The organism is Streptomyces sp. H27-D2 (assembly GCF_035828615.1).
Classification (GTDB): Bacteria; Actinomycetota; Actinomycetes; order Streptomycetales; family Streptomycetaceae; genus Streptomyces.
The window spans coordinates 28,598-48,864 of the sequence record NZ_JAYMZR010000029.1; the positions used below are offsets into that span (position 1 = coordinate 28,598).

Annotated in this window: 21 protein-coding genes and 1 pseudogene; 10 read left to right on the forward strand and 12 right to left on the reverse strand. The window is 71.9% G+C overall.

Annotated elements, in window-relative coordinates; genetic code table 11:
- Positions 1-336: 336 nt before the first annotated feature.
- Positions 337-1,404 (forward strand): HIT family protein, encoded by a 1,068-nt coding sequence (locus tag QMK28_RS13935; protein WP_326437630.1) that lies wholly within the window; start codon positions 337-339, stop codon positions 1,402-1,404.
- Here the strand turns inward: QMK28_RS13935 and QMK28_RS13940 are convergent.
- The 4 genes and pseudogenes from QMK28_RS13940 to QMK28_RS13955 all read right to left on the reverse strand — a co-directional run.
- Positions 1,359-2,243, reverse strand: coding sequence for a carbohydrate kinase family protein (locus QMK28_RS13940; RefSeq protein WP_326437632.1), 885 nt, complete (start codon positions 2,241-2,243; stop codon positions 1,359-1,361). The genes QMK28_RS13935 and QMK28_RS13940 overlap by 46 nt on opposite strands.
- Positions 2,244-2,319: 76 nt before the next feature.
- Positions 2,320-2,892, reverse strand: coding sequence for an NUDIX domain-containing protein (locus QMK28_RS13945; RefSeq protein WP_326437634.1), 573 nt, complete (start codon positions 2,890-2,892; stop codon positions 2,320-2,322).
- Positions 2,893-3,074: 182 nt separating this feature from the next.
- Positions 3,075-3,677, reverse strand: a complete 603-nt coding sequence (locus QMK28_RS13950) for a TetR/AcrR family transcriptional regulator (RefSeq protein WP_326437636.1) — start codon at positions 3,675-3,677, stop codon at positions 3,075-3,077.
- 8 nt (positions 3,678-3,685) lie between these two features.
- Positions 3,686-3,919: pseudogene (locus QMK28_RS13955) on the reverse strand (3-hydroxyacyl-CoA dehydrogenase family protein); the annotation flags it as partial.
- Positions 3,920-4,113: 194 nt separating this feature from the next.
- Between QMK28_RS13955 and paaN the strand changes: the two are divergent.
- Positions 4,114-5,814: a phenylacetic acid degradation protein PaaN gene (gene paaN / locus QMK28_RS13960; RefSeq protein WP_326437638.1), complete on the forward strand. Its 1,701-nt coding sequence runs from the start codon at positions 4,114-4,116 to the stop codon at positions 5,812-5,814.
- Between the two features lie 110 nt (positions 5,815-5,924).
- Here paaN and QMK28_RS13965 read toward each other — a convergent pair whose 3' ends face one another.
- From QMK28_RS13965 to QMK28_RS13975, 3 genes are read right to left on the reverse strand one after another with little or no spacing between them, the layout of a single operon-like run.
- A complete protein-coding gene (locus QMK28_RS13965; protein ID WP_326437640.1) occupies positions 5,925-6,692 on the reverse strand; it encodes a TrmH family RNA methyltransferase in 768 nt (255 codons plus the stop codon).
- On the reverse strand, positions 6,689-8,062 hold the full coding sequence (locus QMK28_RS13970; protein WP_443050721.1) for an HTTM domain-containing protein: 1,374 nt from the start codon (positions 8,060-8,062) through the stop codon (positions 6,689-6,691). The genes QMK28_RS13965 and QMK28_RS13970 overlap by 4 nt, the downstream gene beginning before the upstream one ends.
- Positions 8,059-8,775 (reverse strand): DUF5819 family protein, encoded by a 717-nt coding sequence (locus QMK28_RS13975; RefSeq protein WP_326437642.1) that lies wholly within the window; start codon positions 8,773-8,775, stop codon positions 8,059-8,061. Before QMK28_RS13975 ends, QMK28_RS13970 begins: the two co-directional genes overlap by 4 nt.
- A gap of 177 nt (positions 8,776-8,952) precedes the next feature.
- Between QMK28_RS13975 and paaA the strand changes: the two genes are divergently transcribed.
- The 6 genes from paaA to QMK28_RS14005 all read left to right on the forward strand — a co-directional run bounded on the left by paaA (position 8,953) and on the right by QMK28_RS14005 (position 13,882).
- The gene (gene paaA, locus QMK28_RS13980; RefSeq protein WP_326437644.1) at positions 8,953-9,903 is read left to right on the forward strand and encodes a 1,2-phenylacetyl-CoA epoxidase subunit PaaA; all 951 of its coding nucleotides are present in this window, start codon (positions 8,953-8,955) and stop codon (positions 9,901-9,903) included.
- Positions 9,900-10,187, forward strand: a complete 288-nt coding sequence (paaB, locus tag QMK28_RS13985; protein WP_326437646.1) for a 1,2-phenylacetyl-CoA epoxidase subunit PaaB — start codon at positions 9,900-9,902, stop codon at positions 10,185-10,187. Before paaA ends, paaB begins: the two co-directional genes overlap by 4 nt.
- On the forward strand, positions 10,184-10,930 hold the full coding sequence (gene paaC, locus QMK28_RS13990; protein ID WP_326437648.1) for a 1,2-phenylacetyl-CoA epoxidase subunit PaaC: 747 nt from the start codon (positions 10,184-10,186) through the stop codon (positions 10,928-10,930). Before paaB ends, paaC begins: the two co-directional genes overlap by 4 nt.
- Positions 10,931-10,956: 26 nt before the next feature.
- Positions 10,957-11,457 (forward strand): 1,2-phenylacetyl-CoA epoxidase subunit PaaD, encoded by a 501-nt coding sequence (gene paaD, locus QMK28_RS13995; protein ID WP_326437650.1) that lies wholly within the window; start codon positions 10,957-10,959, stop codon positions 11,455-11,457.
- Positions 11,458-12,534: a 2Fe-2S iron-sulfur cluster-binding protein gene (locus tag QMK28_RS14000; protein ID WP_326437652.1), complete on the forward strand. Its 1,077-nt coding sequence runs from the start codon at positions 11,458-11,460 to the stop codon at positions 12,532-12,534. It begins immediately after the preceding gene.
- A 163-nt stretch (positions 12,535-12,697) separates the two neighbouring features.
- Positions 12,698-13,882, forward strand: a complete 1,185-nt coding sequence (locus QMK28_RS14005; protein WP_326437654.1) for an acyl-CoA dehydrogenase family protein — start codon at positions 12,698-12,700, stop codon at positions 13,880-13,882.
- 75 nt (positions 13,883-13,957) lie between these two features.
- Here the strand turns inward: QMK28_RS14005 and QMK28_RS14010 are convergent, their stop codons facing one another.
- The 4 genes from QMK28_RS14010 to QMK28_RS14025 all read right to left on the reverse strand — a co-directional run bounded on the left by QMK28_RS14010 (position 13,958) and on the right by QMK28_RS14025 (position 18,489).
- Positions 13,958-14,302, reverse strand: coding sequence for a rhodanese-like domain-containing protein (locus QMK28_RS14010; protein ID WP_326437656.1), 345 nt, complete (start codon positions 14,300-14,302; stop codon positions 13,958-13,960).
- Between the two features lie 130 nt (positions 14,303-14,432).
- The gene (locus tag QMK28_RS14015) at positions 14,433-15,266 is read right to left on the reverse strand and encodes a hypothetical protein (protein WP_326437658.1); all 834 of its coding nucleotides are present in this window, start codon (positions 15,264-15,266) and stop codon (positions 14,433-14,435) included.
- A 160-nt stretch (positions 15,267-15,426) separates the two neighbouring features.
- Positions 15,427-16,938 carry a DUF2252 domain-containing protein gene (locus QMK28_RS14020; RefSeq protein ID WP_326437660.1) on the reverse strand — a complete coding sequence of 504 codons (1,512 nt, stop codon included), beginning with the start codon at positions 16,936-16,938 and terminating at the stop codon, positions 15,427-15,429.
- A gap of 393 nt (positions 16,939-17,331) precedes the next feature.
- Positions 17,332-18,489 (reverse strand): hypothetical protein, encoded by a 1,158-nt coding sequence (locus tag QMK28_RS14025; protein WP_326437662.1) that lies wholly within the window; start codon positions 18,487-18,489, stop codon positions 17,332-17,334.
- Between the two features lie 87 nt (positions 18,490-18,576).
- On the opposite strand from QMK28_RS14025, the gene QMK28_RS14030 reads away from it, so the two are divergent.
- Positions 18,577-19,062, forward strand: a complete 486-nt coding sequence (locus QMK28_RS14030; protein ID WP_326437664.1) for a MarR family winged helix-turn-helix transcriptional regulator — start codon at positions 18,577-18,579, stop codon at positions 19,060-19,062.
- 65 nt (positions 19,063-19,127) lie between these two features.
- Here the strand turns inward: QMK28_RS14030 and QMK28_RS14035 are convergent, their stop codons facing one another.
- Positions 19,128-19,490 (reverse strand): winged helix-turn-helix transcriptional regulator, encoded by a 363-nt coding sequence (locus tag QMK28_RS14035; protein WP_326437665.1) that lies wholly within the window; start codon positions 19,488-19,490, stop codon positions 19,128-19,130.
- Between the two features lie 112 nt (positions 19,491-19,602).
- Here QMK28_RS14035 and QMK28_RS14040 point away from each other — a divergent pair, with 112 nt between their 5' ends.
- Positions 19,603-20,250 carry an FMN-dependent NADH-azoreductase gene (locus tag QMK28_RS14040; protein WP_326437667.1) on the forward strand — a complete coding sequence of 216 codons (648 nt, stop codon included), beginning with the start codon at positions 19,603-19,605 and terminating at the stop codon, positions 20,248-20,250.
- The last annotated feature ends 17 nt before the right edge of the window (positions 20,251-20,267 follow it).

The window sequence follows — 20,267 nt, forward strand, 5'->3', positions numbered from 1 at the left end:
CGTCGGCACGGGAAGGCACAACGCGATCGCGGTGGAATCATGATAGGTCGTACACCCGTATATCGGACTCCGGCTGCAGAAAGGCGCATTGTCGTGACTGCTCTGGAATCGCCGCCGGCAGATGACTTCCAACGCGCGTTGGGGAGCGGCGATGTGCTCGTTCTGGGCGGCGGCGAACGGGGGTTGAGGCAGGCGCGGGCGCTGGCGCGGGAGGGTGTTCAGGTCGCGCATGCCGACGTCGGCAGTCGCGGCCCGGGCGGCGGTGATTCGAGCGACGGCGACGATTTTCCGGATGACATCCGGGGCGCTGCCGGTCGCGTTCGGCGGCGGCGCCGCTTGGACCTGTTGCCCGGTTCCTTCGCCGGATGCTGGGCCGAGGCGGATTCGGCGCGGTCGCTGCCCGCCGCCACCCGGCTGGTCAGGCCCGGTGGCCCGATCGCCCTGGCCGGGGCGACCGTGGGGAGCGGACCGGCGGCCCAGGATGCTTACACGGCCCATGCGGCCCAAGAGTCCGATGCGGACTGCCTGTTCTGCCCGCCGCGGCGCTTCGAGGTCAACGCGCTGGCAGGACTGCCGGGGGCGGCAGGGGTGTTGTGGGCGGACGACAGCACCTTCGTCATCCCCGATGTGGCCCCCGTCGCCGATGGACATCTGCTGTTGGTGACCACCCGTCACTACGCCTGTTCCGGCGCGCTGCCGACCGGGGTCTGGGAGGCCGCCGAGCAGGCCAGGGCCATGGTCGGGCGGCTGTTCCAGGAGGTCTACGGGACGGGCACACTGGTTTTTGAACACGGCCCCGCGCGCCCGGGAGGCGCCGGCTCCTGCATCGATCACGCGCACTGGCACTGTCTGCCCGACGCCCCGCCGGGGCGGCTCCCCCGGCTCCCGGGCCGGCTCCCCGCGCCGGGCGCTCGGGGCGCGATGCGCGGCGCACTGGAGGCGTACGGGCTGTCCGCGCGCCCCGCCGACCGCGCCCTGCTGGCCACCCTGCACCGGGCTGGGCGCTCCTACCTCCTGCTGGAGGAGGGCGGGCGGCGGCTGGCGTTTCCGGCCGAGGACCTGCCGCGTCAATTCCTGCGCACCGTGGCCCTGTCGGTGCTCGGCGGAGCTTCGCCGCCGGAGAGGGATCAGCGGACCGGGCGGCCGGGGCGGACCGTACGGCGTGCGGGCGGCGGCCAGTGGCATCTGTCGTACGCGTCGGTGGCGAGCCGGGAGCGCTTCGGCCGCACGCTGGGGCGGCTGCTTCCGGTGGCGGACCGGATGGCGAACCGGCTGACGGAACGGCTGGCGGAAGGGCTGGCGGAAGGGCTGGCGGAAGGGCTGACAGACCGCGGGGACCTGCTGGATCACGTTCCGGATCACAGGCCGGACAGCCCGCCGGCCCCGTTCGACAGCCACCAGTAGAGCTCGGCCGTCGCCACCCGGTCGCCCTCCCCCACCTTGTCGGCGGCGTCGACGTACCCCGTGGTGTAGGCGTGGCGCAGCCCGTCACGGCGGTAGGCGAGCACATTCTGCATGCCGCCCGCGCCGTGCCGCAGCAGCCACAGTGGACGGCCGGGCGCCTTGCGGTCGAGCGCGACGAGGAGGTCCTCGCCGACACCGGTGTCCGGCGGCAGGCCGAACAGCCGGGCCAGCGTGGCGGCTTCGACGATGACGAGATCGGCCGCCGCGATCGCGGGCAGGACGTCGGAGAACGGCAGCCGCCGGTCGATGTCGTGCGGGACGAGGTCGAAGGCCGTACGGACACCGGCCGCGCGGGCCAGCGACAGCGCCTCGCCGACGGCGGCGCGGGAGGTCGGGGACAGCAGGGAGTAGCCGTCGCAGAGCACCACGTCGGCGTCCCGGAGCAGGTCGTAGGAGGCGCGGACATCGGCTACGCCCAGCGAGCAGCCCGGGGACGGATCGCTGGCGATCAGCAGGCGCACTCCGTCCGGCGCGCGCCGGGGGCGCGGAACGCGCGGGGTGTCCCAGACCATGACGACGAAGCCGTTGGGCATGCCCTTGGCGACATGCAGCCGGGCATGCACGCCGAGCGCCCGCAACTCCTCCTCGACGACGGACGTCAACGCGTCGTCGCCGACCTTGGCGAGGACGTTGACGCGCGCGAAGTGACTGCGGGCGTGCCGGGCCATGTTGACGGACGTGCCGGAGACGACGAAGTCGACCGGGGCGTAAGCGAAGTGCGTCCGGCTGAGCTGGGTGAACCGCCGGTTGGGCAGCCGGGTGCGCAACTCCAGCCGCACGTCCCCGACGATCGTCAGCGTGAACCTGCGCTCCGGCGGCTCGGCCGCCCTCAATAAGTCCGCAGGGCCGCCGCCCTCACACCCCACTGCGGCTCCTCAGGAACTGCTCCAGGACGGGCTTGAGGTCGGGGATGAGGTCGTACGAGTCGACAGCGCTGAGCGGCACCCAGCGGGCCTCGTCGAGGTGGTCGCCGGGGACCTGGTGGTCAGTGCTCAACTCGGTGGATTGCGCCTCGCACTCGCGGGCGACCGCGACCAACTGCACCCGGCCCGGCGCGCCCTGGGGGTCGGACATCGTCCATTCCCACAGGTAGAACGGGCGGCCGGGGCTCACGGCGACGCCGGTCTCCTCCCACACCTCGCGCCGGACGTGCGTGTCGGCGTCCTCGCCGAGCGTCATCCGGCCGCCGGGGACCTCCCACAGCGTGGGGTGCCGGGGGTCGGCCGCGGATTTTCGCACCATCAAGAGGCGGTCGTCGTCCAGGATGAACGCCTTCTGGACGAATTCCAGGCGGTCAGGGGGCGAGAGGCCATCGACGCCGCCCCGTTCGTACGCGTCGCCGGCCGCGACCTCCGCGGCGGCGTCGCCCCCCGCTGAGGACACGTCGGCCGGTTCGGCTGATCCGGGTACCTCGGCCGGTTCGACCATCCTGTGCTCCCCTTTGCCGAAGGGCGATCGACGACTACGGACCGTGAGCCCGCTTCACGGTAGCAGCGGAGGCCCGGGGTCAGGAGCATCCCGGGCAAGCCGGACAGCCCGCACACGCAGAGCTTGCCCGGTCGACGGCGCGCGAAGCGCTCCGGGACGCGCTGGAGCCGCCCCCGTACGCTTCAGCCGCGCAGCCCGGCGAACGCCATCCGCACCACCGCGTCGGCGACCTCGTCGCTGGTCTCGGCCCCGCTGCGGCCCGGCCGGTACCACTCCACAATCGAGTTGATCATGCCGAACAGCAGCCTGGTGGCCAGCCGCACGTCCAGATTGCTGCGCAGGTCGCCGTCGGCCGTCGCCGCCTTGAGCAGCGCGGAGACCTGCTGGTCGAACTCACGGCGGCGCTCCATGGCCCACCGCTCGGTGTCCGTGTTCCCCCGCACGCGCAGCAGCAGGGTGACGTAGGGCAGCTCCGCCATCAGCACCTCGGCGGTGCGCCGGGTGACGTGTTCCAGCCGGTCCACCGCACGCCCTTCGACCGCGCGGGGCTCCTGGAGGATGCCGGAAAGCCCGTCCAGGGCCCGGCTTATCGCCAGCCGCAGCAGCTCTTCCTTGCCCTTCACATGGTGATAGATGGACGACTTGGAGATGCCTGCGGCCCGCGAGAGATCCTCCATGGAGGTGCCGTCGTAACCGCGCTCGTTGAACACCTCCACGGCCACAGCGAGCAGCGTTTCGGGCGTGTAGGTGTCCCGCTTCACACGGGGACTGCTGCGCTGTTCCATGGTCACGATTAGAGCAGCTTCCGTTCGGCGGCCGCCCGGCGGAGCAGCGCCTGGGAGGGGGCGTACCGCCCGGTGGGGTACGCGCCGTGCAGCCGGCCGAGTACGCCGCACAGCCAGGCCGCGCCGAGCCGCTCGCCCCACTCCAGCGGGCCGAGCGGATAGTTCACGCCCAGCCGCATGGCGGTGTCGATGTCCTCCGCGCTCGCCACCCCGCGGGCCACGGCGTCCACGGCGAAGTCCACGTACCAGCCGTGGCCCGAATGAGTCCTGCGCTGAGTTCCACACAGGTCCTGCGTTGAGTCCTGCCCCGCGTTCCGCGCCGAGCTCCGCGTGAGTTATCCACAGGTTTTACCGGCCCTCTTGTCCCGACCGATCGTTCGGTTAATCTAGCCGTGTCGCCCGTTCCCCGCCCAGCTCAACGAGGAGTTGGTCATAGATGGCCACTGAACTCAGCACCGTCCAGCTGATCGAGAAGCACCGTCCGACGCTCGACCAGGCGCTGGAAGCGATCCGTAGCCGCGCCTACTGGTCGCCCCACCCCGAACACCCGAAGGCGTACGGCGAGGGCGGCGTGCCCGGCAGCCTGAGCGCCGCCGAGGGCCAGGCGGCCTTCGAGGCGCTGCGCGGCAACCGCCTGCCGCTGGACCAGCCCGGCACGGACGGCTGGGAAGGTGACGAGGTGTCGCCGTACGGCATCGAGCTGGGCGTCCAGTACCCGCACCCGGACCTGGAGGTGCTGCTGCCCGCGATGCGCGCGGCGATGCCCTCCTGGCGCGAAGCCGGTCCCGAGGTGCGCGCCCTGGTCTGTCTGGAGATCCTGTCCCGGATCAACGCGCGGACGCACGAGTTCGCGCACGCGGTGATGCACACCAGCGGCCAGGCGTTCATGATGGCGCTCCAGGCCGGCGGCCCGCACGCCCAGGACCGCGGTCTGGAAGCCGTCACCTACGCGTACGCGGAACAGGTCCGCACGCCGCAGGCGGCCGACTGGTCGAAGCCGCAGGGCAAGCGCGACCCGATCAACCTGCGCAAGGAGTTCACGGCGGTTCCGCGCGGCGTCTCGCTGCTGATCGGCTGCAACACCTTCCCGACCTGGAACGGCTACCCCGGCCTCTTCGCCTCGCTGGCCACCGGCAACCCGGTGCTGGTCAAACCGCATCCGCGGGCCGTGCTGCCGCTCGCGCTGACCGTCGCCGTCGCCCGCGAGGTGCTCACCGAAACCGGCTTCGACCCCAACCTGGTGGCCCTGGCCGCCGAGCGGCCCGACGAGGGGATCGCCAAGACCCTCGCCCAGCGCTCCGAGGTCCGCATCATCGACTACACCGGCTCCACCGCCTTCGGCGACTGGCTGGAGGCCAACGCCCGCCAGGCGCAGGTCTTCACGGAGAAGGCCGGCGTCAACACCGTCGTCGTCGACTCGACCGACGACTACAAGGGCATGCTGAACAACCTCGCCTTCTCGCTGTCCCTCTACAGCGGCCAGATGTGCACCACCCCGCAGAACTTCCTGATCCCCCGCGAGGGCATCGGCACGGACGTCGGGCGCAAGTCCTACGACGAGGTGACGGCCGACCTGGCCGCGGCCGTGGAAGGGCTGCTCGGCGACGACGCGCGGGCGAACGCGCTGCTGGGCGCGATCGTCAACCCGCAGGTCAAGGAGCGGATCGAGGCGGCTGCCGGGCTGGGCGAGGTCGCCCTCGCCTCGCGCTCCGTGGCCAACCCGGACTTCCCCGGCGCCACGGTCCGCACGCCGGTGATCGTCAAGCTGGACGGCGCCAAGCCGGACGCGGAAGCGGCCTATCTCTCGGAGTGCTTCGGGCCGGTGTCGTTCGCGGTCGCCGTCGACTCCGCGGCGGAGGCGGTCGCGCTGCTGCGCCGCACGATCCGTGACAAGGGCGCGATGACGGTCGGCGCGTACACCACCTCGCCCGAGGTCGAGAAGCTGGTCGAGGACGCGTGTCTGGAGGAGTGCGCCCAGCTGTCGCTGAATCTGACCGGCGGCGTCTACGTCAACCAGACGGCGGCGTTCTCCGACTTCCACGGCTCCGGCGGCAATCCGGCGGCCAACGCGGCGCTGTGCGACGGCGCGTTCGTCGCGAACCGCTTCCGCACGGTCGAGGTGCGCCGCCCCGCCTGATCCGGGCGGCAGACCGGGTGCGGCCTGTCCTGGCCGTGCGTGTCCTGACTCCGCGTGTCCTGACTCCGCGTGTCCTGGCCGTGCTGCCGGGTCAGGACACTGCGGCCAGGTCAGGACACCGGAGGCGGGCCGCCCCAGTGGAAGAGCGCCATGGCGACGCTGGTGGCGAGGTTGTAACTGGAGACCTGCGGCCGCATGGGCAGCGCCACCAGCTCGCTCGCGCGGGCCCGCAGCTCCGGTGAGATGCCGTGCCGCTCGGAGCCGAACGCGATCAGCGCGTCATCGGGGATGGCGACGGACCTGATGTCCGCGCCCTCCGGATCGAGGACGTACAGCGGTCCGGGCGGCAGCTCCGGCAGGCCCAGCCGCTCGACAGCGGTGGCGTAGTGCAGGCCCGCGCTCGCCCGTACGACATTCGGGTGCCAGGGGTCGATGTCACCGGTGGTGACCACCCCGGTGGCCCCGAATCCGGCGGCGAGCCGGATTACGGCCCCGATGTTGCCCAGGTTGCGGGGGTTGTCCAGGACGACGACCGGGGCCGGCCTGGGCAGTCGCTTCAGGGCGGCCAGGTTCGCCGCCGCGTCACGCCTGCCCGCCAGCGCGGCGACCGCCGTGGGGTGCACCTTGGGCACCAGCTCCCGCAAGGTCTTCGAAGGCACCTCGATGACGAACTCAGCGATCCTGTCCGTCAGATCACCGGCCAGGTCGGCCGCGAGCGCCAGGACGGAGTCCTTGTCGCTGGTGACCGCCAGCCGCACGTCCGCGCCGAAGCGCAGCGCGTGCTTCAGCGCGTGGAAGCCGTCGAGCAGCACGGCGTCCGGGGCGCTCTCGCGCCACTGCCGCACCACACCCTCGGTTGTGTCGTTCTCGCTGTTCACCGCACGAGAGTACGGGCCGGACCCTCGCCGTCGCGCGCCGCCACCGGCTCCGCGCCCAGCTCCGCCCCCGCCTCCGGGTCGGTGCCGGAGGGCTTCCTACGGGAGAACCTGGTGCCGGCGAGCAACCGGTCACAGCCACGGGTCAGCCAGGCGCCCAGCCGGCGCAGGAAGCCAGTGGGCAGGAACACCGCGTCCGCCGCGATCATGGCGAGCGAGAAGAACGGCAGTCCGAGCACGACCGCGATGCTCAAGTGCTCGGTGATCATCAGCACCAGCAGCACGTTCTTGAGCCGCCGGTTGGCCAGCGTGAAGGGGAAGGCCACCTGGACGATCACGGTGCCGTAGGTGATCAGCATGACCAGCAGCCCGCTCCCGGCCAGGGCGTCGGAGAGGGCCGGCCAGGGCGAGAAGTAGTCCAGGTGCATCGGGTAGTAGAGCGCGGTGCCGTCCTGCCAGCGCGAGCCCTGGACCTTGTACCAGCCGGCGGTCGCGTAGATGAGACAGACCTCGACCATGATCACCAACAGTGTGCCGTTGTGCGCGAGGTTGGCGATGACGTCGAGCAGGGTGCGCGGCTCGCCGGGGGCGAAGCGCCGGACCAGCCACCAGAGCGCCTGGGTCACCCACAGGCCCCAGAAGACCAGCGACCAGCCCCAGCTCAGCTGGCCCAGCAGGGTGCCGCCGGCCAGCAGCAGGCCGAGCACCGACCAGAGCACGACGCCGGTCCGGTCCCCGGCGGGCATGCGCTCGCCGGTAGCGGGCTCGCCCGGCGCGGGCTCAGCGCTCGTGTCCTCGCCGGTCGCGGACCCGCCGCTCGGGTGCTCGTCACGGGCCGCGCGCCGCGCGTCCAGTGACCAGACCTGGCCGCAGCGGGTCAGCACCAGGTAGATCGACATCAGGTGGACGACGTTGTCGCCGCCGTCGCCCATGAAGATGTTGCGGTTCTGCAGGGACAGCACGCCGACCATGAACAGCACCGACATCGTGCGGGTGCGCCAGCCGAGCAGCAAGAGCGCGCTGGAGGCGATGGCCAGGGCGTAGACGAGCTCGAACCAGATCCGGCCGTCGGACCAGCTCAGCAGAGTGAAGGCGTGGTTGCCGTCCAGCAGCAGCCGCGCCATGTCCCAGCTCCACGGGCTGTCCGGCCCGTACATCTCGTGCCGGTGCGGCAGCTCGCGCAGCAGGAAGCACAGCCAGGTGAACGCGAAGCCGATGCGTATGACAGCGCTCTGGTACGGGCCGAGAGCGCTGCCGGTTATGCGGCCGAGGCCCCGGGCGAGAGCGGCTTCCAGCCTGGCTGCGAGGCCGGGCGCGGGCAGAGCGTCCGTGGGTGTGGGGGATGCGGGGGATGCGGGAGCGTCGTGGGTCACCGGGACGTCCCCTTCGGCCGGTCGTCGGCCGTGATCTGCCACCAGGGCATCACCCGGTGCACAGCCTTCGGGTCGATCTTCTCGTCGCTCCACGGCGGCGGCCCGACGGGCGCCGTCTCGGAGCGCACCTGCACCCGCTGGACGCTGCCCTGCCGGCTCCACTCCGGGCCCAGCCGCAGCACCACGATGCGCCGGATGTACCGCTCGGAGAGCCGGCCGCGCAGGCTCGGCGCCGCGTTCTCCCTCGTCCGGGTGGACCGGGCGTTCTCGTCGCCGCTCCCGGTCCCGTTCTCGCCCTCGTGCGATCCGGCGTAGAAGTCCCAGGCGCGGCGCAGTTCGTTCTGCGCGGTGTGGCTGGGCAGCAGGCTGTGCCGGATGGTCGCGCCGTCGCGGGCCGAGAGGTCGGTCCAGTCCGTGGTCCCGGTGGCGCCGTCGGCGCCGACGACTTCGGCGCGCGCCTGCACGGCGATGTTCTGCTGGAGCGGGTTGGGCGCGAAGAGCTTCCAGTTCTGTTCGAACTCGGGATACACGTATGCGTCGACCGCCCCGCCGTGCTGCTTGGTGACCGTGTTGGACGGCGCGACATGCAAGAAGATCATCGCCAGGTGCACAGCGGCGGCGACGGCGACGACGGCCACCGCGACGGCGACGACGATCCTCGACGGCAGTGACAGCGCGGCGATGCCGCCCGCTTTCCCGTCGTTTGGCTCCATACCTGCCCCGTCCCCGAGTCCGCCGCTCATGCGTACGCCTCGGAACGGTACCCACGCCGCCCCACCCGGCACAGCGCCTGCGCGATTATCCACAGCCTTGACACCCTACGGGCGCTCGGCACACCATTGAACCGAACGATCGGTCGGTTGGTTCGTGAGCCCGGAACAGGGGATCGTATGACGACGATGACGACGGACGCGGAGGCGTACGAGGCGGCGTTCGACGCCGCCGTGGCGGCGGACGAGCGCATCGAGCCGCGCGACTGGATGCCCGACGCCTACCGGGCCACGCTGGTGCGCCAGATCGCCCAGCACGCCCACTCCGAGATCATCGGAATGCAGCCCGAGGCCAACTGGATCACCCGCGCTCCATCCCTTCGGCGCAAGGCGATCCTGATAGCCAAGGTCCAGGACGAGGCCGGACACGGGCTGTACCTCTACAGCGCCGCCGAAACGCTCGGCACCAGCCGCGAAGAGCTGCTCGACAAGCTGCACGCAGGCCGCCAGCGGTACTCCTCGATCTTCAACTACCCGACCCTGACCTGGGCCGACGTCGGCGCCATCGGCTGGCTCGTGGACGGCGCGGCGATCACCAACCAGGTCCCGCTGTGCCGCTGCTCATACGGCCCCTACGCCCGCGCGATGGTCCGGATCTGCAAGGAGGAGTCCTTCCACCAGCGGCAGGGCTACGAACTCCTGCTCAGCCTGAGCCGCGGCGCCGAAGCTCAGCACGCGATGGCGCAGGACGCGGTGGACCGCTGGTGGTGGCCCTCACTGATGATGTTCGGCCCGCCGGACGACGAGTCCTCGCACTCCGCGCAGTCCATGGCCTGGAAGATCAAACGCCACTCCAACGACGAGCTGCGCCAGCGCTTCGTGGACATCTGCGTACCGCAGGCCGAAGCCCTGGGCCTGACGCTGCCCGACCACGACCTGCGCTGGAACGAGCAGCGCGGCCGGCACGACTTCGGCGCGATCGACTGGGACGAGTTCCACGAGGTGCTGCGCGGCAACGGGCCGTGCAACGAGGAGCGGATCAGCCGCCGCAGGCAGGCCCACGAGGACGGCGCATGGGTGCGCGACGCAGCGACCGCCTACGCGGCCAAACACGGAGAGGTGCCGGCATGACCACGCACGACTGGCCGCTGTGGGAAGTCTTCGTCCGGAGCAGGCGCGGGCTCTCGCACACCCACGCCGGAAGCCTGCACGCACCGGACGCCGAAATGGCGCTGCGCAACGCCCGCGACCTCTACACCCGGCGCTCCGAGGGCATCTCGATCTGGGTGGTGCCCTCCGCCCGGATCACGGCTTCCTCGCCGGACGAGAAGGACCCGTTCTTCGAGCCCTCCGCCGACAAGCCCTACCGCCACCCGACGTTCTACGAGATCCCGGACGGAGTGCGGCACCTGTGAACCGCGAAACCGCGACGGCGGCGCCCGCCACCGCCCCGCTGCCCGCCGCCCTCGCTCTCGGCGACGACGCCCTCGTGCTGGCCCAGCGGCTGGGGGAGTGGGCCGGCTGCGCACCGGTCCTGGAGGAGGACGTCGCGCTCGCCAACATCGCCCTCGACCTGCTGGGACAGGCGCGCGTGCTGCTCAGCCTCGTCGGCGACGAGGACGAGCTGGCGTACCTCCGCGAGGAGCGGGCCTTCCGCAATGTGCAGCTGGTGGAGCAGCCGAACGGCGACTTCGCGCACACCATCGCCCGCCAGCTCTACTTCTCCACCTACCAGGTCCTGCTGTACGGGCAGCTGGCGCGGCAGGGCGAGAGCGCCTTCGCCCCGCTCGCGGCCAAAGCGGTCAAGGAAGTGGCCTACCACCAGGACCACGCCGAACACTGGACGCTGCGGCTCGGCGACGGCACCGACGAGAGCCGGCAGCGGATGCAGCGCGGCCTGGACGCCCTCTGGCGCTACACCGGCGAACTCTTCGAGCCCGTCGAGGGCCTCGACATCGACTGGGCGGTGCTGCACGACAGCTGGCTGAGCGGCGTCACACAGCTGATCGAGCGCGCGACGCTGACCGTGCCGGCCGGGCCCCGGCGCGGCGCCTGGACAGCGGGCGCGGGCCGGCAGGGCATCCACACCGAGCCCTTCGGCCGGATGCTCGCCGAGATGCAGCACCTGCACCGCAGCCACCCGGGGGCGTCATGGTGACGCGGCGGCCACCCGGCAGCGACACCATGCCCACCCCCCTGGAGGCGGAGCTGCTGACGCTCGCCGGCGCGGTGCCGGACCCCGAACTGCCAGTGCTGTCGCTGGCCGAACTGGGCGTGCTGCGCACTCTGCACGTCCTGGGACCCGGCCGGGTCGAAGTGGAGCTGACCCCCACCTACACCGGCTGCCCCGCGATCGACTCGATGGCCGCGGACATCACCCGCGTCCTCCAGGACCACGGCATGGCCGAGGTGTCCGTGCGGACCGTACTGTCCCCGCCGTGGACGACGGACGCGATCAGCGCCGAGGGCCGCCGCAAGCTGACGGAGTACGGCATAGCCCCGCCGCGCCCGACCCGGCCGGCCGACGGCTCCGCCGGCCCCGTCATGGTCGAGCTCGCGGTGCGGTGCCCGCACTGCGGCTCCACCGACACCAAGCTGCTCAGTCGCTTCTCCTCCACCGCCTGCAAGGCGCTGCGCCGCTGCGAGTCGTGCCGTGAGCCCTTCGACCACTTCAAGGAGCTGTAAATGGCCGCGGTCCGCCATGGCGCGTTCCGTCCGCTGCGGGTGACCGAGGTCGAGCGGCTGACCGATGACGCGGTCGCCGTCACCTTCGCGGTGCCGCCCGAGCTGCGCGAGACGTTCCGCTACGCCCCCGGCCAGCACATCGCGCTGCGCCGCCGCGCGGACGGCGCGGAGATCCGGCGCACCTACTCGATCTGCGCACCGGTCACCGATCCGGACGGCCCGGCCTCACTGCGGGTGGGGGTGCGGCTGGTCGAGGGCGGCGAGTTCTCGACGTACGCGCACAAGGAGTTGTCGGTCGGCGACGTCGTCGAGGTGATGTCGCCCGCCGGACGCTTCATCCTGGAACCGAAGCCCGGCCGCTACGCGGCAGTGGTCGGGGGCAGCGGGATCACTCCCGTGCTGTCCATCGTCTCGACGCTGCTCGCCCAGCAGCCGGAGGCCCGGTTCTGTCTGATCCGCGGCGACCGGACCGTCTCCTCCACGATGTTCCTGGAGGAGGTCGCCGACCTCAAGGACCGCTACCCCGACCGGTTCCAGCTCGTCCAGGCGCTGTCCCGCGAGGAGCAGCAGGCCGGCCTGCCCGCCGGACGGCTCGACGAGGAGCGGCTGACCGAGTTGCTGCCCGCCCTGCTGCCGGTGGACGCGGTGGACGGCTGGTTCCTGTGCGGTCCGTACGGCCTGGTGCAGGGCGCGGAGCGGGCGCTGACCGGGCTGGGCGTGCGGCGCGACCGCATCCACCAGGAGATCTTCCACGTGGACGACAGCAGCGCCCCGCTCCCGGTCCCCGCCGCTGCCCCCGCGCACAGCGCCCTCACCGCGACGCTCGACGGCCGGTCCGGGAAGTGGCCCGTGCGGGACGGCGAATCGCTGCTGGAGACCGTGCTGCGCAACCGCGCGGACGCCCCTTACGCGTGCAAGGGCGGGGTGTGCGGGACCTGCCGGGCCTTCCTCGTCACCGGCGAGGTGCGGATGGACCGGAACTTCGCGCTGGAGCCGGAGGAGCTGGCCGCAGGCTATGTGCTGGCCTGTCAGTCCCACCCGGTCGACGAACAGGTGGAGTTGGACTTCGACCGCTGAGCGGATCCGTCGTGACCCGTCGTGGTCCGCAGCGGTCCGTCGCGGTCCGCAGCGGTCCGTCGCCTCATTCCGCTCATGCCGCCGGCGCGGCTGTGTTCAATTTCAAGAACCTGTTCTACTCTGACGCCTCGTCAGCCAGTCGCGGCGCTCGGGAGGACCGGCAGTGGACTTCACCTTCACCGAAGAGCAACAGGCAGCCGTCGAGGCGGCGAAGGCCGTCTTCTCCAAGGTCGCGCCCGACAGCGTGCCCAGCCCCGCGCTGACCCCCGGCGCAGTCGCCGAGGACTTCGACCGGCCGCTGTGGCGCAGGCTCGCCGAAGCCGATCTGCTGAGCCTGCTCCTCGACTCCTCGCACGACGGCGCGGGGCTCGACCCCATCGCGCTGTGCCTGGTGCTCCGCGAGTCCGCGAAGGTGCTCGCCCGGGTACCGCTCCTGGAGTCCAGCGCGGTCGCCCTGGCCGTGCAGACCTACGGCGGCCCCGCACTGCGCGCCGAACTGCTCCCCCGGATCGGCCGCGGTGAGCTGGTCCTGACCGTCGCCGCCAACGGGCGCACCGGCCACGACCCGGCCGAACTCGCCGTGACGGCCCGCGAGGAGGGCGACGGCTGGGTGCTCGACGGAACCCAGACGGGCATCCCCTGGGCGCAGAGCGCCGACCTCATCGCCGTCCCCGCCCACACCGGCGAGGGCCGCGCGGTGCTGGCGCTCGTCCCGCGCGAGAGGCAGGGCCTCACCCTCGCCGACCAGGTGTCCACCAACGGCGAACGCTACGCCGAGGCCGCTCTCGACAGCGTGCGGATCGCCGCCCACGAGCTGATCACGGCCGACGGCTGCTGGCCGTGGCTGCGCGATCTGCTCACCACCGGGACCTGCGCGCTGGCGCTCGGCCTCGGCGAGGCAGTGCTGGCCATGACGAGCGAATACACCGGAAAGCGCGAGCAGTTCGGCTTCCCGGTCGCCACGTTCCAGGCGGTCGCCGTGCAGGCGGCCGACCGCTATATCGACCTGCGCGCGATGGAAGCCACCCTCTGGCAGGCCGCCTGGCGGCTGACCGCCGCCCCCGACGCCCCCACCGGCACGTCCAGCCTGGGCACATCCGCTCCGGGCGCCCTCGCCGACGCGCTCCCCGCCGCCGCGGACATAGCCGTCGCCAAGATCTGGGCGTCGGAAGGCGTACGGCGCGTCGTGCAGACCGCACAGCATCTGCACGGCGGCTTCGGCTCCGACACGGACTATCCGCTGCACCGCTATCACGCGTGGGCCAAGCAACTGGAACTGTCCCTCGGCCCGGCAGCCGCGCACGAAGAGGCGCTGGGCGACCTGCTCGCCGCCCACCCCCTCAGCTAGCCGGCCGTGGGCGGCCGGCCCGCGGCGGACCCACGTCCCGCCGCCCATATGCCGCTGGACGCTGAACACTGAACGCTAGAGAACGAACGCCTCGGCGTCGCCGTCGGTGATCATCGGGCGTCCGGCCGCGTTCCAGCCGAGCATGCCGCCGTCCACGTTCACCGCGTCCAGGCCCTGCCCGATCAGATACTGCGTGACCTGCGCGGAGCGGCCTCCGACCCGGCAGACCACGAACAGCCGACGTCCGTCGGCCGCCGCCTCGGTCAGCTCTCCGAAGCGGGTCACGACCTGGCCCATCGGGATGTGCAGCGCGTCCGCCGCGTGCCCGGCCGCCCACTCGTCGTCCTCCCGGACGTCCAGCAGGAATCCGTCGGACGGCACCGCCGCGGCATCCACTGCGGGCAGCTGGGCGAAGTGCATGAGGTACGCCTCTCTCATTCGTGTACATGTCAGTTGTGCACGAGCCGGACGTGTACGGGCCGGTCCTGTACGAGTCAATCCTGTACGAGTCAGTCCTGTACGGGCCCGGGCAGCCCGGACCCTCCGCACGTTACCCAACCAGCTCGGCGAGCCGCGCCTCGCGTTCGGAGACCTGGGTGAGCAGCTGCTCGCCGATCTCCTCCAGCAGCCGGTCCGGGTCCTCCGGGGCCATCTTCAGCATGGCGCCGATCGCGCTCGTCTCCAGCTCCGAGGCGACCGCGGCCAGCAGCTCCTTGCGCTCGGCCAGCCACTCCAGCCGGGCGTAGAGCTCCTCGCTCTCGCTCAACTCCCGCTCCTGCGGCGGCGGACCCGCCTCCCACTCCTCGCCGAGGGCCAGCAGCGCTTCCCGGTTCCCGTCGGCGTAGGCGGTATTGACCCGCGCGATGAACTCACCGCGCCGCTCCCGCTCCGACTCGTCCTGGGCCAGGTCAGGGTGCGCCTTACGGACCAGCTCGCGGAACAGCCGCCGGGCCTCCTCGCTCGGCCGCACCTTGCGCGGCGGCTGCACGGTCTGACCCGCGAGCATCGCCTCCGCCTCGGGGAACAGCCCCTCGGAGCCGATCCAGCCGTGAAACAGCTCCTCCACGTCCGGCATCGGCAGCACCACGGCCCGTGCCTCCCGCGCCTTGCGCAGGTCCTCGGCGTCCCCGCTGCGTTCCGCGAGCGCCTCGGCGATCTGGGCGTCCAGCTCGTCGAGGCGGGAGTACATCGGGCCGAGCCGCTGGTGGTGCAGCCGGGAGAAGTTGTCCACCTCGACCCGGAAGGTCTCGACGGCGATCTCGAACTCGATCAGCGCCTGCTCCGCCGCCCGGACGGCTCGATCGAGCCGCGCTTCCGGACTCGGCTCGGCCTGGGGCCCCGGCTCGGCCTGGGGCTCGGTCTGCTCGGCTTCCGATTTCGTCACCCACCCAGCCTACGGGGACCCCGCTACCGCCCGTCCGGACCCCGCCCAGCCCCACGCACACCACCGCGCGACCCACGTCACACCGCCCGCCACACACCCCTGGCGCTGCCCCTCGCACCGCCAACCGCGCCACCTGCCTCACCGCCCGCCCCAGCAGCCGTCACACCCCGTTCTCGGCGTCCAGCCGACCGCTGCGGACCGCCGCCACCAGCGTCCCGTGATCGGCCTCCGTCAGGTCCGCGTAGGCCACCGCGAAATCGGCCATCGCCGTGTCCAGCGCATTCCCCTTGCCGCAGTAACCGGCGATCAGCCTCGGGTCCGCGCTGTGCGAGTGCGCCCGGGCCAGCAAGGCGCCCGCCATCCGGCCGTAGTCGTCCAACTGGTCGGCGGCCAGCGCCGCCGGGTCCACGCTGCCCTTGCGGTTCCGGAACTGGCGCACTTGGTACGGCCTGCCGTCCACGGTGGTCCAGCCCAGCAGAAAGTCGCTGACGACCTGGAGCTGCTTCTGCCCGAGCACCACCCGCCGCCCCTCGTGCGCCGCATGCGTCTCTGCCGCCCCGAGCGCCCCAGTTACCCCTGCCGTCCCGGTCACCCTGGCCGCCCCAGCCGTCTCCGGTATCCCGGAGGCGCCGAAGCCCGCCCTGGCCAAGTGCGGCAGCAGCACCGACGGGCGGACCTCCTTGACCTGAAGCACCAGCGGGTCGCCCTGGTGGTCGAGGAGCAGCACCACATACGAGCGCGCCCCGACGCTGCCCGTGCCGACCACCCGGAAGGCGACGTCGTGCACCGCGTACCGGGCCAGCAACGGCAGCCGGTCCTCGGGCAGGGTGCGCAGATACTCGCCCAGCGACAGCACCACGGCCGCCGCCTCGGCGTCGGGCACCCGCCGCAGCACGGGCGGCGAGTCCACGAAGCGCCGGCCGCCGCCCGGCACCTCCTCGGTGGATCGGGAGGCGAAGCGCGCGCTGGTGTTCCGCCGGGCCTTCTCCGAGACCCGCTCCAGGGTGCCGAGCAGATCCCGGGCGTCGGTGTGCGAGACCAACTCCTCGTCCGCGATGGCGTTCCATGCCTCGGCGGCGGGCAGTTTGGCCAGCAGCCGCATGGTCCGTCGGTAGGCGCCGACCGTGTCGTGCGCGGCCTCGCGGCAGGTGTCCTCGCCCGCCCCGGCCTCCCGGCCCGCCAGCACCAGCGAGGCAGCGAGCCGTTTGAGGTCCCATTCCCATGGGCCGAACGCGGTCTCGTCGAAGTCGTTGAGGTCGATCACCAGACCGCCGCGGGCGTCGCCGTAGATGCCGAAGTTGGCGGCGTGGGCATCCCCGCAGAGCTGTGCGCCGACCCCCGTGTCGGGGGTGCCCGCGAGGTCGTACGCCATCAGCCCGGCCGAGCCGCGCAAGAAGGCGAAGGGGCTCGCGGCCATCCTGCCGACCCGTATAGGCGTCAGCTCGGGCAGCCGGCCGGCGTTGGACTCCTCGACCGCCGCCACCGCGTCAGGCCGCGCGGACCCCGGCTTGAACTCCCCGTGCGCCGACCGGGGAACCCGGTCCCGCAACGCCTTCCCGGCCGTCCTGGACGAGGACGCTCCGTCACCCGCCCCTTTCCCGAACCCCGGCGCGAACCCCGGTACGTACGGCAATCGCTGCACCGCGAGCCACCTCCCCCTTCGCCCGGCCATCCCGCCGGGCCATTCCCGATGCCCACCGGTCGCGGCGTTCCCGCCGGCTCCCGCCCGATCCCGAGCGCGAGCCCCGAAGCCGCCGCAGTCGACCCGGAGGTTTCCCGAAGTCGCCCCGAACCCGCCCCGGCTCGCGCAATATCAACTGCCCTGACCGTACTCCCGGCCACCGACCCCGGGCAGGGCCTGTGGATAACTCCCCACCGGCCCACCGGCCCTGCGGCTCCGACCTGCGAATCGGGCCTCGACGCCAACCTGACTCGGGTCCCGTTCAGATACCGCCTCAGCCGCCTCGGCCCCCGCCCCAGCTGCCCGCCGCCCGCCACCGGCCAAGAGCCCGCCTCAGCCCCCGCCCCAGCCACCCACCACCGGCCACCCGCCAAGCCCCCCGCCTCAGACCGCCACCGCCTCCTCCATCTCCTCCTCAGCCGCAACGCCCCGGGCCGTAACCCGCGAAGCGGCCAGCACCGCCGCTGCCCGCAGCTCCGCCGCCCTGGCCTCCGCCGTGCGCCGCCGCCGCGTCTCGGCCGCCCAGGCCGCCGCCAGCAGCACCAGCCCCGCGAGCGCCCACAGCGTCAGCGTCAACAGGTACCGGCCCAGCCCGTTCCCGTCGAAGTACACGAGGCTGCGGGCGCCTTCCACGAAGCCCGCGCCGTTCCAGAACGCGTGCAGCGCCCCGAAGAACCCGGGTTGCAGCTCCGGCCGGAAGATCCCGCCGGAACTCGTGAAGTTGAGCATCACGAACAGCACCATCACGCCGAGCGTCGTCCACCGCTTCAAGAAGGTGTGCAGCGCGACGCCGATCCACAGAATCCCGGTCGAGTAGAGCCAGGCCATCGCCCACACCCCGGCCAGATCGTGATCCACCAGGTGGAAGAGCGGCCCGGCGAAGACCGCTCCGATCAGGCTGACGACCAGCCCCGTACCCAGCCCCAGCAACGCCCGTATCCACAGCGCCAGCGCGCCGCCCGCCGCGCCGAGCACCGCGACCGAGGCGTACGAGCCGATGCTGATCGCGACCAGCAGGAAGAACAGCCCCTGCCCGGTCGGGTCGCCGCTCGCCGTCCCCGCCACGTCCGTGACCTTCAGCGGAGCGCCCCGCGACGCCGCGACCTCGGTGAAGACCTTCTCCACGGCCGTCGCGCTGGTCTCCGAACCGGCCGACGCGACAAGCAGTTCAGGCCGCCCCGACTGCTCGGCCCGCCCAGGCCGCTCACCGTCGGCCCGCTCGCCGCCCGGAACATACGCGCCGAAGACCGCCTGGTCCTTGAGCCGGCCGGCCGCCTCGCCCCGGCTGCCGACGGTACGGACGTCCAGGGCGTCGCCGCCCGCCTTGTCCTCCAGGCTCTGCGCGAGCACCTGCGCGCTCGGGCCCGAGCCGACGATGGCCACCTTCAGCTGATGCGGCTCCGGGTTGTGGAACGCGCCGAGGTACGCCAGCCCCATGCCGACGCACATCAGCAGCGGCATGACGAGATGGCTGAGCACATGGCGCAGCGAAGCGGCCGTGGTGGGGGCCGGGGCCGGACTCAGGCCGGGAGTCGTGGACATCAGCGCGATCCTTCGAACGGTCAAATGGTTGGCTTTTGCAACTCTCTTTGCGTTGTACTATACAACTACATTCGAGAAGGGTTCTCCATGACCACCGACAGCAGGGACCGGTCCGTCGACACGATCCAGCGCGAGCTGATCGCTTTCGCCCGACGGTCCCGCGCCATCGCCGCACGCATGCACCCGGAACTGCCCCTGGTGTCGTACACCCTGCTCGCACACCTCGACGACCGGCAGGGCTGCCGCGCCACCGACCTCGCGGCGCACTTCATGCTCGACAAGTCGACCGTCAGCCGGCAGATCGCGGCCCTGGAACGCCTCGGCCTCGTCGAGCGACGCCCCGCCCCGGACGACCACCGGGTGCAACTGCTGCACCCCACCCCGGCCGGCACCGAAGTGCTCACCCAGGCGCACGCCAGCCGCCGCGAGGTCTTCCAGGAGCGGCTGTCCGACTGGGAGGCGGCGGACCTGCACCGCTTCGCGGGCTACCTGCTGCGCTACAACGCGGCATCGGAGGCGGCCGGTGACGCGGCCGGAGACTCAGCCGGAGACCCAGCCACAGTCACCGACTGAGCCACGGCCACGCCCGCCCGGAACCGCCGCCACCCCCGGAACTCCAGTCGCCCCCGGAACTCCCGTCACTCCCGGAACTGCTTCGGGCAGTTCCCACCCTCCGGCAGATGCGTCCCGGCCCAGCGCGCGAGTTCCTTGAGCGACGGGTCGAGCGCCTGCCCCGCCCCGGTCAGCCGGTACGCGACCCGCAGCGGCGGCCCGTCGGCCACCTCCCGTACGACCAGTCCGGCCGCCGCCAGTTCCGTCAGCCGGTCCGACAGCATGCGCTCGCTGATGCCCGGAATGGCCCGGCGCAGCTCGGCGAAGTGCACGGCCCGCTGCATCAGCACGGCCAGGATCAGGCCGGTCCAGCGCTTACCGAGCAGCTCGAAGACACGCGTGATGTCCTCACCGACCCTCTTGCACGCCTGTTCCATCTCCTCCGCCATGACCACAGCCTACTGCGCTGCCGTAGGTTGCTATATAAAAGTAAGCTGCTGTGCTAATAATAGTTACGCACGGAACTTCACCCCGCAGAACCCCCGACAGTGGAGACTCCTCATGGCCACGCTGCTGCACATCGACTCGTCCGCCCTCGCCGAGGGCTCCGCCTCCCGTGACGTGAGCGCCACGTTCCGTAAGACCTGGGAGGAGCAGCACCCCGGCGGCACCGTGATCTACCGCGACCTGGCCGCCGCGCCGGTCCCGCACCTCGACGCGCACGGCATAGCCCAGCGCTTCGCCGCCCCGGCCGACCACACCCCCGAACAGCGGTCCGCCGCCGCGTTCCAGGACGAGCTGGCGAGCGAGCTGGAGCGGGCCGACGCGATCCTCATCGGCACCCCGATGTACAACTTCGCGATCCCGTCGTCCCTCAAGGCGTGGCTCGACCAGGTGATCATCATGGGGCGCACCGCGGGCGAGCAGCCCTCCGCCGCCGGCAAGCCGGTGACCGTCGTCGCGGCGCGCGGTGGTTCGTACGCGCCAGGCACCCCGCGCGAGGACTTCGAGTTCGTCACCAACTACCTGGAGAAGGTGCTCAACGTCCTGCTCGGCCTCGAAGTCCACTTCATCGTCCCCGAGCTGACCATGGCCCGCGCCAAGCCGGCGATGGCCGACCTGATCGGGCTGGCGGACGCCTCCCGCGCCAAGGCGCACGAGGAGGCGGCCACGAAGGCGAAGGCCCTCGCCGCCCCCCGCGCCGCCTGAGGCCGCCGACCGGACGT

Bases quoted from the DNA above. Each gene is read 5' to 3' on its own strand.
- QMK28_RS13945 (WP_326437634.1), bottom strand. From the start codon at position 2,892: ATGGTCGAACCGGCCGAGGTACCCGGATCAGCCGAACCGGCCGACGTG.
- QMK28_RS13950 (WP_326437636.1), bottom strand. From the start codon at position 3,677: ATGGAACAGCGCAGCAGTCCCCGTGTGAAGCGGGACACCTACACGCCC.
- paaN (WP_326437638.1), top strand. From the start codon at position 4,114: ATGGCCACTGAACTCAGCACCGTCCAGCTGATCGAGAAGCACCGTCCG.
- QMK28_RS13975 (WP_326437642.1), bottom strand. From the start codon at position 8,775: ATGGAGCCAAACGACGGGAAAGCGGGCGGCATCGCCGCGCTGTCACTG.
- paaA (WP_326437644.1), top strand. From the start codon at position 8,953: ATGACGACGATGACGACGGACGCGGAGGCGTACGAGGCGGCGTTCGAC.
- paaB (WP_326437646.1), top strand. From the start codon at position 9,900: ATGACCACGCACGACTGGCCGCTGTGGGAAGTCTTCGTCCGGAGCAGG.
- paaD (WP_326437650.1), top strand. From the start codon at position 10,957: ATGCCCACCCCCCTGGAGGCGGAGCTGCTGACGCTCGCCGGCGCGGTG.
- QMK28_RS14000 (WP_326437652.1), top strand. From the start codon at position 11,458: ATGGCCGCGGTCCGCCATGGCGCGTTCCGTCCGCTGCGGGTGACCGAG.
- QMK28_RS14010 (WP_326437656.1), bottom strand. From the start codon at position 14,302: ATGCACTTCGCCCAGCTGCCCGCAGTGGATGCCGCGGCGGTGCCGTCC.
- QMK28_RS14020 (WP_326437660.1), bottom strand. From the start codon at position 16,938: ATGGCCGGGCGAAGGGGGAGGTGGCTCGCGGTGCAGCGATTGCCGTAC.
- QMK28_RS14025 (WP_326437662.1), bottom strand. From the start codon at position 18,489: ATGTCCACGACTCCCGGCCTGAGTCCGGCCCCGGCCCCCACCACGGCC.
- QMK28_RS14030 (WP_326437664.1), top strand. From the start codon at position 18,577: ATGACCACCGACAGCAGGGACCGGTCCGTCGACACGATCCAGCGCGAG.
- QMK28_RS14035 (WP_326437665.1), bottom strand. From the start codon at position 19,490: ATGGCGGAGGAGATGGAACAGGCGTGCAAGAGGGTCGGTGAGGACATC.
- QMK28_RS14040 (WP_326437667.1), top strand. From the start codon at position 19,603: ATGGCCACGCTGCTGCACATCGACTCGTCCGCCCTCGCCGAGGGCTCC.